This window comes from bacterium (genome assembly GCA_037143175.1).
In the GTDB taxonomy this organism is placed as follows: domain Bacteria; phylum Verrucomicrobiota; class Kiritimatiellia; order CAIKKV01; family CAITUY01; genus JAABPW01.
In genome coordinates this window covers 56,850-74,401 of sequence record JBAWZF010000002.1, presented here as the reverse complement: position 1 = coordinate 74,401, position 17,552 = coordinate 56,850, and the positions used below count along the sequence as shown (strand labels likewise).

At 54.4% G+C, this 17,552-nt stretch carries 11 protein-coding genes and 1 pseudogene; 10 read left to right on the top strand and 2 right to left on the bottom strand.

Annotated elements, in window-relative coordinates:
• Positions 1-4: 4 nt before the first annotated feature.
• The 9 genes and pseudogenes from WCI03_01350 (at position 5) to WCI03_01310 (ending at position 13,556) form a co-directional block, all read left to right on the top strand.
• Entirely contained in the window at positions 5-3,598 is a 3,594-nt protein-coding gene (locus tag WCI03_01350) for a hypothetical protein (GenBank protein ID MEI8138493.1), read from the top strand.
• A gap of 29 nt (positions 3,599-3,627) precedes the next feature.
• Entirely contained in the window at positions 3,628-5,910 is a 2,283-nt protein-coding gene (locus WCI03_01345; protein ID MEI8138492.1) for a hypothetical protein, read from the top strand.
• Positions 5,911-5,935: 25 nt separating this feature from the next.
• The gene (locus WCI03_01340; GenBank protein MEI8138491.1) at positions 5,936-6,670 is read left to right on the top strand and encodes a hypothetical protein; all 735 of its coding nucleotides are present in this window, start codon (positions 5,936-5,938) and stop codon (positions 6,668-6,670) included.
• Positions 6,671-6,691: 21 nt separating this feature from the next.
• Positions 6,692-6,958, top strand: a pseudogene (locus tag WCI03_01335) (FHA domain-containing protein).
• 201 nt (positions 6,959-7,159) lie between these two features.
• Positions 7,160-8,200 carry a MoxR family ATPase gene (locus WCI03_01330; protein ID MEI8138490.1) on the top strand — a complete coding sequence of 347 codons (1,041 nt, stop codon included), beginning with the start codon at positions 7,160-7,162 and terminating at the stop codon, positions 8,198-8,200.
• A 186-nt stretch (positions 8,201-8,386) separates the two neighbouring features.
• Positions 8,387-9,265, top strand: coding sequence for a SagB/ThcOx family dehydrogenase (locus WCI03_01325; protein ID MEI8138489.1), 879 nt, complete (start codon positions 8,387-8,389; stop codon positions 9,263-9,265).
• Positions 9,246-11,663: an FAD-dependent oxidoreductase gene (locus WCI03_01320; GenBank protein ID MEI8138488.1), complete on the top strand. Its 2,418-nt coding sequence runs from the start codon at positions 9,246-9,248 to the stop codon at positions 11,661-11,663. Before WCI03_01325 ends, WCI03_01320 begins: the two co-directional genes overlap by 20 nt.
• A gap of 257 nt (positions 11,664-11,920) precedes the next feature.
• Positions 11,921-13,210, top strand: coding sequence for a YcaO-like family protein (locus WCI03_01315; protein MEI8138487.1), 1,290 nt, complete (start codon positions 11,921-11,923; stop codon positions 13,208-13,210).
• 67 nt (positions 13,211-13,277) lie between these two features.
• Entirely contained in the window at positions 13,278-13,556 is a 279-nt protein-coding gene (locus WCI03_01310) for a hypothetical protein (GenBank protein MEI8138486.1), read from the top strand.
• A gap of 75 nt (positions 13,557-13,631) precedes the next feature.
• On the opposite strand, the gene msrB is transcribed toward WCI03_01310, so the two are convergent.
• Positions 13,632-14,033: a peptide-methionine (R)-S-oxide reductase MsrB gene (gene msrB / locus WCI03_01305; protein MEI8138485.1), complete on the bottom strand. Its 402-nt coding sequence runs from the start codon at positions 14,031-14,033 to the stop codon at positions 13,632-13,634.
• Between the two features lie 69 nt (positions 14,034-14,102).
• Positions 14,103-14,546 (bottom strand): Rrf2 family transcriptional regulator, encoded by a 444-nt coding sequence (locus WCI03_01300; GenBank protein ID MEI8138484.1) that lies wholly within the window; start codon positions 14,544-14,546, stop codon positions 14,103-14,105.
• 380 nt (positions 14,547-14,926) lie between these two features.
• Here WCI03_01300 and WCI03_01295 point away from each other — a divergent pair, with 380 nt between their 5' ends.
• Positions 14,927-17,551: a PEP/pyruvate-binding domain-containing protein gene (locus WCI03_01295; protein ID MEI8138483.1), complete on the top strand. Its 2,625-nt coding sequence runs from the start codon at positions 14,927-14,929 to the stop codon at positions 17,549-17,551.
• The last annotated feature ends 1 nt before the right edge of the window (position 17,552 follow it).

Sequence of the window (17,552 nt, the reverse complement as noted above, 5' to 3'; positions counted from 1 at the left end):
CTTTATGGCTCCCTCAACATTAATTGGACAGCTTGAGAAAATCGGCAGGATGCTGAATCGATGGGGCGCGGAAGTCCGCCTGACTGTCGGTATTTCAGTACTGCTGTTTCTGCTGGAGGGCTTGGCCTTGTCAGACCTGCTGCTCCGTTACCAACGGGTTGGGCGCGTGGCCGCCTGGAGTCTGCTGGTGATCCTGGCGGGTGTTTTGGCTGGACGGGTTGCTCGGGCTCTGTCCCGGCGCCATACGCCCGAGGCCGTGGCGGTGAGTGTGGAGCGTGCATTTCCCCAACTGGATAATCATTTAATCAATTATCTACTGTTTTCCGCTTCCAGCCTGAAGGATTCCTTTATGGCGGCGTATGTCAAAATGGATATTCCGTTTTGGAGCGGACTGGATTTTCAGACGATGAAGGATCGGCGAACCCTGCGCCGGGCGCAGTTTGCGCTTGCGGGCGCACTCTTGCTGGCCTTAATCCCATGTGCTTTGGTGGGAAAGGCCTGGCCGGTGGCGATGTGGCGCATTGCCAATCCGTTCTCCCGGATGGCGCCCGTAAGCCTGACGCATATCCTGAGTATCGCCCCCGGGAATTCAACCTTGTTGCAGGGCGGAAATCTGACGGTGTCGTGTCAGGTTGAAGGCAAGTCGGGACATGAGGTGTGGCTCGATGTTCTGCCAGCGGATGGTGTGCAGAAGACGTTTAAACTGGGTACGCTGACGGGGCGTGGCGAGGAAGGGTTTTCCAACACCTTTTATAAAGTGACCACCGGTATGCAATATCGGTTTCGTGCAGGCGATGCGTTTACTCCTGATTGGTTCAAGATCACCTTGCGTCCCCCGCTGGCGTTCTCCTCCATTTCGGTAAAGGTTGAGCCTCCTTCTTATATGGCTCTGCCTCCGAAACAATACAATGCGCAGGCAGTGGCGATTGATATTCCTGCGGGCTCGGAAGTGGCGCTTGCAGTGCAGTGCAATGGGCCGCTGACAGGGCTTACTCTTTCAGGCCTTGGTACGCCGTTGGCCCTGGCACGCAAGGGGGATGACAAAGACTGGGGCACGAGCCTTCTTGTCACCAACGGTGCTGGCTTTATTCTTGCAGCGGTGGCGGCCAATGGAGACCGGGCAGAAACCACGTTGGCTTTCAATCTCCAGCCGGATCGCCCCCCGGGGCTCGTGATCAATTCTCCGCGGCAAACGGTGTCCTTGCTGCCCGGTGACGCGCCCGTGATTGACTTCACGGTTTCTGATGATTTTGGGCTGGGTGAAATTACCGTGGAGCGGGTTACTGACCCCAAGGATAAGACGGCTCCGGTTAAGGTACTCAAGACCTATAAGTGGGTGGCCAACAAAGGCCGGGATTTCACAACCCTTTGGAAAGGGGATGTCCGGAAGGTTTCCGAGACAGGGACCCTGACATTGCGGGTCGTGTCAAAGGATAATCGCACAGGCACACCCAATGTGACCGTTTCTCCCACCCTGGTGTTTACGTTGGATGACGTGTCGGCTGCGGCAAAGAAACGTGACGAACTCGATAAATCGGGTGCGGCGGATCTAACCCGGGTGATTGAGATTCAGCGTGAGAACCTTGCCCGGACCCGGCAACTTCTTGGGGTCTTGGATACGAGCACTCCAGACCAATGGAGCGAAGCGGGGGCTCAGCAGGAGACGATTCGGGGGATTGTTAAGCAGCTGTTCGAAAAAGGGGGCGGTCGGTGTTTGGGGAATTTGCTTGGGCCGGTTCGCAAATTGTATGCCGGTGAAATGGCCGAGGTGATCCCCGCGCTGCGCGGGGTGCCTTCCGTGAGGGATGCTGCGGAAAAGGTGAAGCAGGTCAGCCGGGCATTGGCGATGGAAGATAAGATTCTCCGACAACTCACTTTTGCTCAGGAGTCCGGGAAACTGGCGCAGGATAATAATCTGAACGGGTCCCTGATCGGAATGCTGGATGGCATCATCGTCAGGCAGGACAAGATCATCAAAGCCACAACAAAATGTGCCGAGCAGGGTGTGGCTGTGGTGGCTTCCGTGACGGCAGATCAGGATGGCCTGGGTTCAGAAGTGAGTGCGTTCATCAAGGCGTGCCGGACAGAAGCGGCGGCAGGACAAGGGGAGGATAAAGATCACGCGGCCTTCCTGGAGTCCATGGCCTTGACCTGTGAACAGGGAAAAATCGGGGGCGACATGCTTCTGGCGGCTGAGCAGCTTGAAAAGAACGCCCCTCGTGAGGCCATGCCGCATGAGCAGAACGCCTACAATAAACTTCTGTCTGCGCGGCAGAAATTCGAGGAAGTGAAGACGCAGGCTGAAAAAGAAAAAAATCAGGAAATGATCGAGGCGCTTCAGAATGCGAGTACAAAACTTGAAAAGCTTGTGGCGATGGAAAAGAAGCTGATTGCCGAAATGGATAAGGTCGAGGAGAACAAAGACAAGAGCGGCAAGAAAACCGATATGATGGAAGAGGAAGCCGAGGACATTCAGAAGAATATCAAGGATGCGTTACTTCAAGTGCCCAAGGATTTGGATATTTTCGCGCACCTGAATGTTGGTAATGACTTGGTTGAGGATGTGTTTTCCACCTTTGAAGAGGTCACTCAGGCTGAGGATTCCGGTTCATTGGCGGGTGGACCTGTGAAGGAAAAAGCGGTTGCCAAACGCGAGTACCTCGCCGAGCAGATGGAGAAAGTCAAAGGGCTGATTGATGACTTTGAGATGTGGCTGAAAAAGGCGCCAGATGGAACCAAAGTCACAGTGGAGGCTGCTGATAAGCAGGAGATGCCCGAGGGGGTTGCCTTGACGCCTTTGCAAACAGAAATGAATGACATCATTGGTGACTTGCAGAAGGACGATAAAGAGAAGCAGGAGCAGGATGCTGACGGGGCTATTAATGCTGCCGTTCCGGACATGGAAATGGGCGGGCCGATCATGGAAGGGGATACCACGACGTTTTCAGCCAAAGGGAAGTCCGGCAATGAAGCGCCGGACCACAAGGAGCAGGATGGCCGGTCGAATGTCGGGCGCCAGGGCATGGCCAACGGTGAAACGGCCGCCGGCTCAGGCACCATTGGTAAAGGGGATGATAAAATTGAGGCGCGCCGGACGCAGGATCCCACCCAGGCGGGGAAGGTGGAAGCCGATGGCGAGGCGGATACGAAGGCCACGGGCGGCGGCAAACTGGGGTCTGGTAAAGGCGACGACTTCGGGCAGGGGGGGGGCACAACGCGGATGGATTCAATGGAGGCCGGATCCAAGGCTGGAAATATGGCCATGATGGCGAAACGGGCCGATACTGCCTATGCGCAAGCCTCGCTGAAGGGGCTGCGCTCTGATTCTCTGAAGTCGGCCGCACATCACATGCGCCAGGCGGCGGACGCCGTGTCGAAGGGCGCCCCCATCGCTCAGGTGTCGGAGTTGAAGCGGAAAGTGATCGGGGAACTCAAAAAAGCCAAGACTGAACTGGGCGAGGGGAGCGCGGCCAATCTTGACGGACGCAGTTCCACTTCGATGTTGAGCGATATCGTTGAGGCAAGCCAGGACGAGGCGCCAGCAAAGTACAAGGGGTTGGTTTCGGAATACTACAAGAAGCTGAACGATTCACTGTAATGCTTTAATCTAAGATTACGATTATGATTATGATTAAGAGTGCAATTGCGATTGTATCAGGCGGGTTTTTGGCGGCTATTCTTGGGGGGCCGGCATGGGCGGCGGCGCCAAGTGCGTGGGCGGTTAAGGAGGCTCCGATCCGGTTTGTGCTGGATTTGACTCGCGCTCCCAGCCAGCCCAGTGCCGGGTATTTTGTGACCATTCCGGATGGCGGCAGTTTACCTGGCCCCGCCCCAGAACTCACGGTGTTTGACGAGGCGGGAAATCCTTTGACGAGTGGTGTGCTGTGGCATTGTCCGGATACGAGTTGTGCGTTGGTGTTTCAGGCGCCCAAGGCGGGGCAGTCAGTAGTCATTTATGCAAGTGGCGCGAAACAATTGAAGCGCTGGACTCCAGAGTCTGGTCTGACTCCTGGCGCCATCTTATGTGAGATCAATGGAACGTCGGCCCGGAAGGCAGCACTCCAATTAGGCGAATTCGGCCTCGTTGGGGCGAAGGTCCAGTATGGCAATCAGGGGTGGTCGGCAGGAACGTGGAAAAACGAGAAGCTCTTCCTGGCGATGCAGGATTGGCGTCCAGGCGGTACAGCGATGTATCTGCTGTCCTATGTGAATGTCACGGATCCCGGCTCGACATGGGTGGCTCCGGTATCACGGGCCGGACAGATGGATATCGCCATCGACGGGAAGCTGCTGAGCCTGTCCAAGAAAAATGAAAAACGGGGCGGGGTGGGGGAAACTCTGAATTTGACGCCCGGCCTTCACCGGGTGGAATTGTATGGATACAACAACGACGGCGGGGCGTTGGGACCGATGATGTTTTCCTGGCGTACGCCGAAGTCTACGGTTGCGGAGCTGGGTGGGGCCCGTGCCTCGGATGTGAGGTATCCCGGAACCCCCATGTTTGAGAGTCGCCTTCCCCGGGATCAGGAAGTTGTCAAATCCGGGGAATGTGAAATTCGTACGATTGAGTCGCGGGACGGTGGTCCGGTTGCCAGTTTTACGGTGTCGCCGGAAAATGTGTTTTTGTTCAATGGTGAGGATGCCGTGATTCAGTGCATTCTTAAGGCGCAGACGATTAACAATCCGACCGGAACCATGTATCGTTGGAGTTTTGATAACGCGCCTGGGGCGGTGGCTTCAGGTGCCGAGCCGAATTGGCTTTTCAAGGGAGGGGATTTTCACGGGGTAACGCTTGTCGCGGAGGCGGATGGAAAGCGGGCCTCGATCCACACCGTGTTTTACCCGCATTCGAGCGATAAAAGCAGCATCGAGCACGCCTCGACCCGGTCTGCCTTCCGGTCCGCCTGTCTTACCATGTTGAAGGCTTTTCCTGAAAAGAGCGATCCTGTCGCCAAGTGGGATGTGAGCTTGTGGAATAACTTTTTCCGCGTACTCGAGCTGCAGGGGAGAAATCCACTGGTTGAATATATCGTGACGAAGCGCTGGGACTTTTTCAGGAAGAAGTTGGATGCGGATAAAAAGGCGCTAGTGGAAGATCTGTTCCTTTTCTCCATGGAAACGCGAAATCCAAATGAGGCGATACGGTGGGCGGATGAATTCAGTACAGATGCGCCTAACCACGTCCGCTCGGTGATATTACAGTTGAAGAGTGCCGAAATTCGCATGATTTATCTCGGCGATTTGGAGGGAGCTCGCAAGGTCATCACTCCATTTTTGGCAGACAGCACTGAGGGGGGGGAATGGGCACGGATCAGGATGGGCGACCTGGAAATGCTGGCACGAAATATCAATGCGGCCACGCAACGCTATGGGGATGTTCAGAATCGTTCCAAGGGGGGTGCAGCGGCGGCTCCGGCGGTCATGCCGAAGCTTCGCGAATCGACGCCCTCTGGTCCCATGAAGTCAGCGGATTTCAACAGGTTAAGAGCCTCCCCTAAAGCGTCAGACAAGAAAGGGGAATATGCCGAACCTCCGCCCAATGTAGCCGCCTGGAAATTGGCCGCCATCCGGGACGTGGCGGCTTCTGAGAATGTGGCCAATCTGATTGATCAGGAATACTATCTGGAAGCGCTCCAAGCCTTGAAGGCATGGGAAAGGTCGTTCCCTTTGGCCAAAATTACGGGCGATTACATTTTGCGGGAGGCGAAGCTCTATATCGCATTAAAAGACTACAAGCGGGCTCGCATGATTCTAAGCGCCTATTGTGACCAGATTGACACCTCGAACTTTCTGCCTGAAGCGCTGAAGATGAACAGAACCTGCATGGTTTTTATGAATGAACCCGAGGCAGAAGTGGCGAAGTACGACAAAGAGATCCTGAAGCGGACACAGTTCGGCGGCGGGGAGTAAAACGAAGTATTCTGGAGAATTTGGCATGAAGGAATGGGTAAAGATTGGGGCGGGTGTAATGTTGATGGCTTGGGTGGTATCAGGGGCGGAACCGCTCAAGGAGCGCCATCGGCTTTATACGCCGCCGGATCCGACCGCTTCGGGCGGCATCATAGGCGTGATCACCACGCCGGCAAAACCCATTCTTCAGGTGTTGGCCATGCCGCCGGATGAGCCGCAACTCGTTTATGAGGGGCAAATCACCGGATCGAATCAGCAGGGATTTCTGTTTGAGAATCTCCCGATGGCGAAATATGACCTCTTTGTGATTTATGAAGATGAATTTTATGAAGGGCTTGAGCTGACCTATGAACCTGACACATTGACTGAAAAGGATCGCCAGAGCATCTCGTATATCGTGAATGCCTCCGACCCGTTTTTTAATAAGAAGGTGATTCATCGGGTCGCCGGCACCACGGGGCGTGGTAACTTCGCCCGTTGTGTGGTAACCCAATATCGGGATGGGCCGGGCACGGTGTCCGCGGATTATGAAGTGCTTAAAGGGATAAGCCGACGGACGTTCAAGCTGATCTGGCTGAAAGATGTCGGGGTGGGGTGGCAGGTGGTTCAGAAGCGGGATCTTTATCCCGTTACCGTCGCGATGAAGTTACTCACGCCCGCGCACCATTATTCAAAAGTGCTGTCGAGGGTCCGCGTGACGGATCAGGTGAAGAATTTGGGTGATATAAAACTTGTTGATGAAAAGAAAACCGCCCGATAGGGGCATTTCAGGGAGACCGCAATGGCCAGGATACTTGTGACGCAGGGTGATTATAAGGGGCGCGAAATTGAGCTTGTGGGGAATGATATTGTCATCGGACGTGAGGAGGATTGTGATCTTCCCTTGAATGACACCGAGGTGTCGCGTCATCATGCCAAGCTGTATTGTGAAAATGGGCTATGGCAACTTGCCGACTTGGATAGTGCCAACGGAACCACCTTGAATGGCGAGTCGGTTACGGTTGTGGAATTACATGAGGATGATGTGGTGTCCATTGGCGCTACGATTTTCGTATTTAAAAACGGCTCGGGATCTGTGGCAGCTCCGCCCCCGGCGCCAGCACGGCCACCAGCTCCTGCCCCGGCTCCCGCCCGCCCCGCTGCACCTGCAGCAGCACCAGCGCCGACTCCGGCTCCCGCCCCGAGCAAACCTGAAGCCAAGCTCGAGCCCAAGCCTGCGCCTGCTTCCGATCATGCGCCTAAGCCCGGTATGATGGCGACGGCAGATGATCTGAAGCTGGTTGAGCAGATGCGACAATCCATGGATGCTATTCGCAAGGAAGTGGGTAAGGTCATTATCGGTCAGGAAGATGTGCTCAATGAAATTTTGATGTGCATCATTGCTGGCGGACATGCCTTGTTGATCGGCTTGCCGGGGTTGGCCAAGACGCTGACCGTTAATACCATCGCCAAGGTTCTGGATATGAAGTTCAAGCGCGTCCAGTTTACGCCCGACTTGATGCCTTCCGATATTACCGGCACCGAGGTGCTGGAGACTGATCGGGTGACCCAGCAAAAGGAGTTCCGGTTCATGCAGGGGCCCATTTTCTGCAATATGCTGCTGGCGGATGAAATTAACCGGACGCCGCCGAAGACGCAGGCGGCTTTGCTGGAAGCGATGCAGGAGAAGCAGGTCAGTGTGGGCAAGGAAGTCTATAAGCTCGACAAGCCTTTCTTTGTCCTGGCCACGCAGAATCCGATTGAGCAGGAGGGGACGTATCCGTTGCCTGAGGCCCAGCTTGACCGGTTTATGTTCAATATTTTCGTGGATTACCCGACCCGGGACGAGGAGATCACGGTGATCTCCCGGACCACTGTTTCAGGGGGTGCGGAGCCTCAGGTTGTGATTGATAAAAATGCCGTGATTCATCTTCAGGAAGTGGTGCGAAAGATTCCCGTATCGGAGCATGTGATCGGGTATGCCGTCAACCTGGTACGAGCTACCCGGCCCGGCGACTCGATGGCTCCGGAACTCACCAAGAAGTACGTGTCTACCGGAGCGGGGCCACGCGCCGGACAGTTTTTGGTGTTAGCGGCCAAGGCGCGTGCTGTGTTGGAAGGGCGTATTCATGTGAGTTGTAATGATATCCGTAGTGCCGCCATGCCGGTATTACGGCATCGCATTCTGACTAACTTTGCCGCTGACTCCGAGGGATTAAAGTCCGTTGATATCGTCAAACGGCTGCTCTCCGAGATCAAGGAACCCGGGGCAGAGACCTATGAGCCCGCCAAGCCCGCGAAAAAGAAATAGTTGTTGAGGAAAAGAAAGTGGAAGGTGCGGAGCGCGTTGGAGGGCGAACCTTGTGTGAGCCAGGGAGCAAAGGGTGTGCATAATGCGTGGAGTGATCGGTATTTGTGTAATGATTTCCGCGATCCATGCGCATGATTTGAACGCGGCTCACACGAGGTTCGCCCTCCAATGTGCTTCGCTCATATTATGATGAAATCCTTTGGATATTTTTTTTTATTGGTGTGCACCTTGGGTGGTGGGTATCCTTCCCTGGCGGCTCCACCGGTGCCGGAGTCGATCCGGGGTGCGAATGAAATGTCCACTGCGCAGCGAAGGGTTTTTCTTCGGGGAACCATGTTCGATTGGCGGGTCGACACGGATGACCGCAGGGGGCTCGAAGCGCCCCCGATTCAGAAGTCCTGTCCGGTGGACGCCAAACTGCTGGATCTGGTCAAGCCGGAGAAATTTACCGTTGGCGGGATGCGGGTAATTGACGCCATCCGGGACCGGCGGAGCCGACGCGAGTATTCAGAAGATTCGTTCAGTCTCGAGGAATTGAGTTATCTCCTGTGGGCATCGCAGGGAATTTCGCGGATTGACCGCGATAGCCAGGGAAAGAGTGTGGCGCAATTCAGGACGGTGCCGTCGGGTGGGGCGAGGCACCCATTTGAAACCTACCTGATCATCAACCGGGTCAACGGTGTGAAACCGGGACTGTACCGCTATCTGCCCCTGGAACATCAGTTGTTGGTTGTCCGGAACGAGGCTGCCCTGGGGAAGCGGGTTACGGATGCCTGTTATGGGCAGGCGTTCATGGGTAACGCGGCGGTTGTGTTTGTATGGGCGGCTATTCCCTATCGGACCGAATGGCATTACGGTTGTATCGCCGAGAAACTAGTGGCCATTGACGTCGGGCATGTGTGCCAGAATCTTTATCTTGCCGCAGAATCCATTCATGGCGGAGTGTGTGCGGTCATGGGGTATAATCAGGTCCGCATGGATACCCTGATCGGGGTTGATGGAAAAGATGAGTTTGTCATTTATCTTGCAGCTGCAGGAAAGGTCAATGAAACCACCCAACCTTGAACCATTTCTTGTGAAGACATTGGATGAATTGTGTTGCGAAGCGCGGCACCAGAATTTCGACTTGCCGGTGTCTCGTGATACTTCGGTGCTGGGTGAGCCGGTTATGGTGGGCGGATGTACAATTCCCAACCGGCTTTGTGTCCAGCCCATGGAGGGCTGTGATGCCGGTGCCAGCGGAGTGCCCGGGGAACTGACTCTCCGGCGATATCGCCGTTATGCCGAGGGTGGCTTCGGGTTGATTTGGATTGAGGCCACCGCCGTGGATGGGCTGTGCCGCTCTAATCCCCGCCAACTGTGGCTAAATCCGGGAAATGTCAAAACCTTTGCCGAATGGGGCCGGGACATCAAGCAGGCTGGCCGGGACCGCTGGGGGCATGATGTGGTGCTGATTCTCCAACTCTCCCATGCGGGTCGAATAGACTCGGATGAGACTCTGGATCGGCTTCAGGAGACGTATGTGGCCGCCGGGTGCCTGGCGAAGGAGGCTGGCTTTGATGGGGTGGATGTGAAGGCGTGCCATGGCGATCTGGTCGCGGAACTCTTGTCCGCATACAAACGGCCGGGCCGCTATGGCGGTTCCTTCGAGAACCGGACACGGTTTCTGTGTGAGACAACCCGGAAACTTCGGGAGGCACTCGGTGAACCCTTTCTGTTGGCCTCCCGGTTGAATGCCTCTAATGGGGCTGATCCGGATGCATCCGAGTCGGTTAGGGTGGCTCGGGCCGTACGGGATGCGGGCGCGCAATTGCTCAACATTTCGGATGGCAAACTTTCGGGCAGCCGGGCGGAGGATGGGAAGTCTCCCATGGAGCAGTTTGCACGTCTGGCAGAAATGACGCAGATCATTCAGCAGGCTGTGCCTTCAATCCCGGTGGTGGGCGGGGGGGTGAGTTGGTTTCGACATTTTCTGCCGAATGTTGCGGCGGGCATCGTGCGCCAGCGCGGCGCGGCGCTGATTGGAGTCGGGCGTGCTGCTTTGGCTTATCCCGCCCTTGCGGGGGATCTGCTCCGGACTGGGCGGATGGAGCCTGACAAGTGTTGCATTACGTGTTCTGCCTGTATTCAGTTGGTCAAGGATGGGGGGACGGCGGGATGCCCGATCATGGATGGTGCAATCTATGGGGAGGAGTACCGGAGTCGCCGGCATTTTGCCTTGGATAATTTGAGGGATGAAGCACGTCGGTGCCTTGCCTGTGAGCCCGCCCCCTGTCGGGCCGGGTGTCCGACGCGGATTGACGTCCCGGCCTTTCTCAAGGCTTTCGCGGATGACGATATCGGGAAGGCCTATGAAATCATTCGCAAGACCAATGTGCTGCCGGAGATGTGTTCCCATTTGTGCCCGGTTGGCAGGCTGTGCGAGGGACCCTGCGTGACCAATACCCTGGCGGGGAATCCGATTCCTATTCACGATATTCAGTATGCGGTCTGTTGGGATGCCCGCCATAATGGACTCACGGGGGTTCGCGTGCCTCAGGCAGATACCGGGAAGCGCATTGCTATCGTGGGGGGCGGGCCTGCTGGTATCGCTTGTGCGGTAATTTTGCTGGAGCGGGGCCATCAGGTTGTGGTGTTTGAGCGGGGCTCCCGATTGGGCGGAACGCCCGAGCGGCTCATTCGTTCAAGTCGGTTCACCGGGGCTGCAGCTGAGGTTGAGGCCATTTTGCAACCCGCACTCAGAGAGGCTCGATTGACACTGAAATTTGGGTGTGAATTGGGGAAGGAGCTTGCGCTTGAAGAATTGCGGCGCGACCACGACGCCGTGTTTTTAGCGGCAGGGGTTTGGGGTGAACGATCGCTGGGCCGCCCGGAGGGCGTCTTGGATGGGGTGACCTTTCTGCAAAAAGCGCGCGCAGGCGAAATAGAGAAGGTGCCCTCGAAAGTGATTCTATTGGCGGGCGGTGATTGTGCCATGGATTGCGCGATGGTGGCTCGCGAGTTAGGAGCCCGCGAATTGACGATTGTTTATGCTGGAGCGCTTTCAGAAATGCATTGGCATATGCCGGATTCCTGGTTCCGGACGGAAGGTGTAAATTTCATGACCCAGACCCGCCCGATGGGCTATGCTTTGGAGGCTGGTGGCAAAGTCTCCGGGCTCTATGTCCGCATGAATCAGGTGGTTGGGCCAGACAAGGTGCCGGGCACTGAATATTTGATGGAGACGGGAATGGTCATTGAGGCCATGGGGCTTGGCATCGAAAAATCCCTTGTTGAGGCGCTCGAGGGATGCCAATTCAGCGAGAAGGGATTGGTAAAAACCCGGGGGGGTGCATCGCTTTCGTGCGGACTATCCGGCGTCTACGCCGGCGGAGGCCTTATCAATGGTGGTGCCGCTGTGGTCCAGTGTATTGAAGAGGGGATGAGGGCAGGGTGTGAAATCGATGATTTCCTTACGCCATAGGAGTTTAATCAAGCGAGGTTTGGTTAGGATTCGGAGGAGAATTTAATTTGAACAGAAGCACACTAAGACCGCGAAGCCCGCCTGCAACGCTATGCCCGCCCACAACGCTGCGCGTAGTGCTGCGGGTGGGCGTAGCATTGCGGGCAGGGGTTAAGGTTTTTCCGCCGCAGGCGGGTAATACAAATCCTCTTTGTGATCTTCGTGATCTTCTGTTCAAACTCTTTGTTTTGTTTCCGGTTAGGGGATGACACCGTAATATGAAATTGGAAAGCTGTAAAAAGATTGCGTTTGGACGTTGTGTGCCGATTGAAGATACCGTGAAAAGGCTGGAAGCAGCCATCTGGGGGATGCACGAATATCGGCTTTTTGAGACCAAGGTATCGGATCGTCTTTACTGGTCCGCTCTGTACATCGATGAGCTTGAATTTCGCTCCATGGGCAAGGGGATCACGGCTTTGCAGGCGAAAGCTGGCGCCCTGGCGGAGTGTGCGGAGTGGGTTGCCGCTAAGGAAACAGGTGAGCTTCCGGGCTATATGGTGGGACATCAGAAAACCATTCCGAACGCGGTGGGGATAGAAGAGTTTATTGCGCATATTGCCGTTTCAAAGGAAGTGGTTGAGAAGATCAAGCGCACTGATACTGCCATGCATTGGGTGGACGGTTATTCGTTGATGACGGGGAAAACGGTCAAACTTCCAATTGAATTCCTGAGGCGGATTGGCGGGCCCAACGGTATGGCCGCGGGCAACCGGAGAGAAGAGGCGATTGTTCATGCGACCAATGAGATTTTTGAGCGCCGGGTTCATATCACAGTGCTCAAGCAAAAACTCATCATGCCGACAATTGACATGGAGACCATCGGGCATCCTGTGATCCGGGACCAGATTGCGTTTTTAAAGGGTAAAGGGATTGAGATCTATCTCAAAGATTTGTCGTTTGGTGGGGAGATGCCTTGTATTGGTGCCTATTTCTGGGATCCGAATATCCCGGTAAATTATCAGTTCCATCATTTCTTCAAGGTGGGGGCTGGATTTAACTTGGAAGATGCGTTGATCCGTGTGTTCACTGAATATACCCAGGGCCGTATGATCAATGAGTTTATCACAGGGGCTAAGGAGGATCAGGAGCGGGTCTTGAAATATGACTTGCGCGCCCTCAAATGTATCGCGGATGGGGGGGATAATTACCTTTCTGCGTTTATGTTCGGGTTTGTGCCCCATGTTACTGCTGAATTCTTGAAAGAGGGTGACGTCGTGCCTTTTGAGAAGGGGGAGGAGTTTGACGACTGCATGCAGGACATTGAGAAGGCTAAAACCATCTTTGCAAAACTGGGGAAGGATTGTTTTGTGATTGATTTCACGGATCCCAAGATCAATTTCCCGGTTGTTGAGATTGTAGTGCCTGGATACTCGGATGTTCTCCCTTACTATCCCGCCAGCAGCAAGGTGCTTTTTCAGCGGTATACCCGCGGCGATATCCTGCGGTCTTATGAGGCGGCGGAGGGAGAGGCTTCCGTTGGAGGCGCGTCGAATAAAGGGTTTAAGTAATCAAAATTAGCTGTTGTTTTTGGTCAGCTTTTGGCATGATAATATGGTAATTGTAACAGGAGGCAATATGAAGAGTAAGACGTTGAAGAATTTGAAGTATGTGATTCCTATGATCGCTGCAACGTTGTGCATGGGAACGGCTTTGGCCGCCGGTGACGGATCTGATGAGCAGGGTTTTGTACCTCCTCCCAAGGATCGCACGCCTCCTCCCGCTCCGCCCCGCTCGATTTCTTCCGCCGAAACTACCGATCCCTGCTGTTGCTGTCCGGTTACCCCTATGGCTCGAACAGAAGCCAAGAAGCCGCCGCAACCTCCGGCGCTTATTACGAAGCTGAAATCAGAGTAATAATAAGTCCAAAGTCAGAACGTCCAAAATCTTGGGCTCCCAACTTTGGACGTTTCACGCCTCACGCTTCACGTTTCACTCTTCACGCTTTTTCCTAAACACCAGTGCTGCTGCATTCAGGCAGTAGCGAAGCCCTGTCGGCTTGGGGCCATCGTTAAAGACGTGGCCGAGATGGGCATCGCATCGGGCGCAGAGGATTTCAGTACGCGTCATCCCCAACGATGTATCCTTATGCTCGATTATGTTTTCAGGGGAGATGGGCTGAAAGAAACTCGGCCAACCGGTGCCGGAATGGAATTTGGAATCTGAACTGAAAAGGGGTAGGTCGCAACAGACGCAGGCATAGACACCGGGCTCCGCCTGATCTGTTAGCCGACTGCAGAAAGGGGGTTCAGTTCCCTTATTGCGGGTGACGCGGTACTGCTCGGCCGTCAGTTGTTTTTTCCATTCTGCGTCCGTTTTAATTACCTTTTCCATAGGGATCTTCTCCGCAGCTAACAATGCCATACTGGTGAAAATCAAGCAGGATATTATGATGCTTTTCATTTAGATATCGTAGCTGGATGCTTGGCCTGTTGCTCTGGCTTCCTGTTTGTCGACCAGATCCTGGAGGGTGATCTTGGACATGGTCTGTTTCATGTTATCTTCGATTTGACCCCAGACTTCCCTGGTAACACATGAAGAGCTCCGGTCGCAACTTCCAGCTTTGTCCAGACAGTCAACCAGAACAATAGGGCCTTCCAGGGCCGAGATGATATCCAGCAGGCTGATTTTATCGGCTGGCTTGGCCACGGTGTAGCCACCTTTTGGCCCGCGGGCTGAGTTGATGAGGCCCGCCGCCTTGGCAAGATTGATCACCTGCCAGAGATATTTTTCAGAAATCCCCTGCCGTCTGGAGATGTCGCCTAAATTTACAGGCCCCTTTTTCTGGTGCGCAGCAAGGTCTAGCAGAATTCTGAGCCCGTATCTTCCCTTAGTCGAAATTTTCATTTTTCTTCATCCTATGATCTTAGCGCAACATATTCGATAGTAACCCTGTAGAGTACATAACATAACACTTTAACCTTTCTCTGGAAAGGATTTTGCCAGGGCCGACGCATCTAATTTCTCATTTTTCTGACATTATTGGCGCCAATTGGTGACATGGATTTGGAGTGCGGCGGCTTGACGCCGCTTTCCTGTGGCCCGGCTTGACGGGACACACCCTATGAGGCGCGTCAAGCCGTGCCTTTACAAAGCGGCGTCAAGCCGCCGCACTCCAAAACAAGCCTTTGCCCACATGTTTTCAGCCACGGGAATGTCATTAGATGCGTCTGCTCTGGATTTTGCGTGAAATCGATGTATAACCGGAGTAATCTTCACTTATACGTATGGCTAATCTACTCAAGAACAAAAACGATGCGGCCCTGCCTTCTTTCAGTACGGGGATTCCTTCACTTGATGCGACCCTGAAAAATCTGGCGGCGGGCGACAATGTTGTGTGGCAGGTCGATGACATTGAGGATTATCGACCTTTGGTTGAGCGCTTTGTTGAGTATGGATTAACCACTGGGGCACCGCTTGTCTATTTCCGGTTCGCGAGCCATCGCCAGCTTATTCCTGAAACCCCGGGGGTCGAGATTCACAATGTTGAGCCGGAAGCAGGATTTGAACATTTTGTGGGCAAGATCTTAAATGTCATTGAAAACAAGGGGCGGGGAGCCTTGTATGTTTTTGACGGACTTTCCGAACTGGCGGCCGACTGGTATAGCGATCGGATGCTCGGTAATTTCTTTATGATCACCTGTCCGTTCCTTTTCAAGCTCGATACGATCGCCTATTTCGCACTTTTCCGATACCACCATTCTTTCCACGCCTCTGAAAGCATTCACCAGACTGCGCAGCTTGTTTTGGATGTCTATCGCAACCGGGACCGTTTTTTTATTCAGCCGCTCAAGGTGGATCGGCGCTACTCGCCCACCTTGTATATGTTGCATGAATGGACGGAGGACGATAACTGCCTGCCGGTCACCTCCAGTACCACCATTTCGGAAATCCTGGCAGGTATCTCGCAGCCTTGGCTGGACTTCTCTGCCACCCGGCCCGGCATCTGGATGAAAAATCTGGCCCGTGCCCAGAAGACCATCGAGGCGATGAAAGTCGGGGGTGCCCCGGTGCAGGACATTCAGGAATCGTTTCAACGCCTTCTGCGAAGTGCCATTACGCGCGATGAAAAATTCATGCCGCTGATCTGTCGCTATTTTGAGCTTCCGGATCTTATGGCCATCATTCAGCGGATGATTGGAACCGGTCTGATTGGGGGAAAATCCCTCGGGATGCTGTTGGCCCGGGCGATCCTCCGAAAGAAGGCGCCACACTTGTACGAGAAACTCGAGCCACACGACTCCTTTTTTATTGGCGCCGATGTCTATTACACTTATCTCGTCCAGAATGGCTGTTGGGAATTAAAACGAAAAGTTGAGGATGCTCTGGTTTCCCATGAGCGTCATGAGGAGCGGCAGCAGCGCCTGCTGTCGGGCGCCTTCCCCGATCACATCCGGCGTCAATTTGTTGAAATGCTGGATTATTTCGGTCAATCGCCGATCATCGTGCGCTCCAGTTCATTGCTTGAGGATAGTTATGGGAACGCCTTCTCTGGGAAATACGAAACGGTTTTTTGTGCCAACCAGGGAACTCCCGAACAGCGGTTGGAAGCCTTCATGGCGGCGGTCCGTCATGTCTATGCCAGTACGCTTAGCCAGGAGGCCCTTGCGTATCGTATGCAGCGCGGGCTTCTCGATCAGGACGAGCAGATGTCTCTCTTGATCCAGCGGGTGTCAGGTGCTTTATACGGCGACAACTATTTTCCTCAGATTGCCGGTGTCGGGTTCTCGTTTAATCCTTATGTGTGGAACGAGGATATTGACCCCGAAGCCGGAATGTTGAGGCTTGTGTTTGGACTTGGAACCCGCGCGGTGGACCGGATCAGTAGCGACTACACCCGCCTGATTGCCCTGAATGCCCCGGACAAACAGCCGGAGGGAGGCGGCACCGATGCGATCCGGTTCAGCCAGCGCGAGGTGGATATTTTGGATCTGCCCCAGAACAAGTTGACTGCAAAGGAATTTAATTCGGTGATTTCGGGGATTCCTCAGGAATCTTTGTCGCTGGATCTATTTGCCGAAAAGACTCCGGCCGCCTCGTCTGATTACCGACACCTGACTTTCCGGAAACTCATTAATGACACGACCTTTGTCACCACCATGCGGGAGATTCTCAGCAAGCTTCAAGAAGCCTATGCGTATCCCGTGGATATCGAATTCACAACGAACTTTATGCTCAACGGGGACTACCGGATCAATTTGGTTCAGTGCCGGCCGTTTCAGGTTCGTATGACGGGCGAGTCTGCCAGAATGAAGGCGCCCTCCTCCGTGCGAAAGCAGGATCTGCTCATGGAAAGCGCTGGGCCGGTTATTGGTCACAGCTCATCCATTTTCGTGGATCGACTGATATATGTGGTACCTGCGGTCTACGGAAAAATGAGTGAAAGCGCGAGATATACTGTGGCGCGCACGATCGGGAAGTTGAACCGACTGAAACTTGCCGGCGCCGCGCCGGTGGTGATGATGGCCGGGCCGGGCCGCTGGGCCACCTCTACGCCGTCCCTGGGAATTCCGGTTTCCTTTGCGGAGATCAATTCCGCCTCCGTTATTTGCGAGATTGCCGTCATGCACGAGGGACTGGTGCCTGATGTTTCTCTCGGGACCCACTTCTTTAATGATCTGGTGGAGTTAAACATGCTTTATTTCGCGGTCTCCCCCGACAAAAAAGGGCATGCGTTGAATCAGGAGATTCTATTGACGCTTCCCAACCGGCTTTCGACGCTTCTTCCAGAAGCCGCCGCATTGGAGTCAGCTCTGCGAGTCGTGGATGGCACGGATCTTCCCGGGGGCTTTCGATTGAATCTTCATGCCGACACCGTCAAACAGAAGGTGATCTGCTATCTTGGGAAATGAT

Excerpts from the sequence above, each read along its gene's own strand:
- WCI03_01330 (MEI8138490.1), top strand. The coding sequence starts at position 7,160 with ATGATGGCGACGGCAGATGATCTGAAGCTGGTTGAGCAGATGCGACAA.
- msrB (MEI8138485.1), bottom strand. The coding sequence starts at position 14,033 with ATGGAAAAGGTAATTAAAACGGACGCAGAATGGAAAAAACAACTGACG.
- WCI03_01295 (MEI8138483.1), top strand. The coding sequence starts at position 14,927 with ATGGCTAATCTACTCAAGAACAAAAACGATGCGGCCCTGCCTTCTTTC.
- WCI03_01320 (MEI8138488.1), top strand. The coding sequence starts at position 9,246 with ATGAAACCACCCAACCTTGAACCATTTCTTGTGAAGACATTGGATGAA.
- WCI03_01310 (MEI8138486.1), top strand. The coding sequence starts at position 13,278 with ATGAAGAGTAAGACGTTGAAGAATTTGAAGTATGTGATTCCTATGATC.
- WCI03_01325 (MEI8138489.1), top strand. The coding sequence starts at position 8,387 with ATGATGAAATCCTTTGGATATTTTTTTTTATTGGTGTGCACCTTGGGT.
- WCI03_01345 (MEI8138492.1), top strand. The coding sequence starts at position 3,628 with ATGATTAAGAGTGCAATTGCGATTGTATCAGGCGGGTTTTTGGCGGCT.
- WCI03_01300 (MEI8138484.1), bottom strand. The coding sequence starts at position 14,546 with ATGAAAATTTCGACTAAGGGAAGATACGGGCTCAGAATTCTGCTAGAC.
- WCI03_01340 (MEI8138491.1), top strand. The coding sequence starts at position 5,936 with ATGAAGGAATGGGTAAAGATTGGGGCGGGTGTAATGTTGATGGCTTGG.
- WCI03_01350 (MEI8138493.1), top strand. The coding sequence starts at position 5 with ATGGCTCCCTCAACATTAATTGGACAGCTTGAGAAAATCGGCAGGATG.
- WCI03_01315 (MEI8138487.1), top strand. The coding sequence starts at position 11,921 with ATGAAATTGGAAAGCTGTAAAAAGATTGCGTTTGGACGTTGTGTGCCG.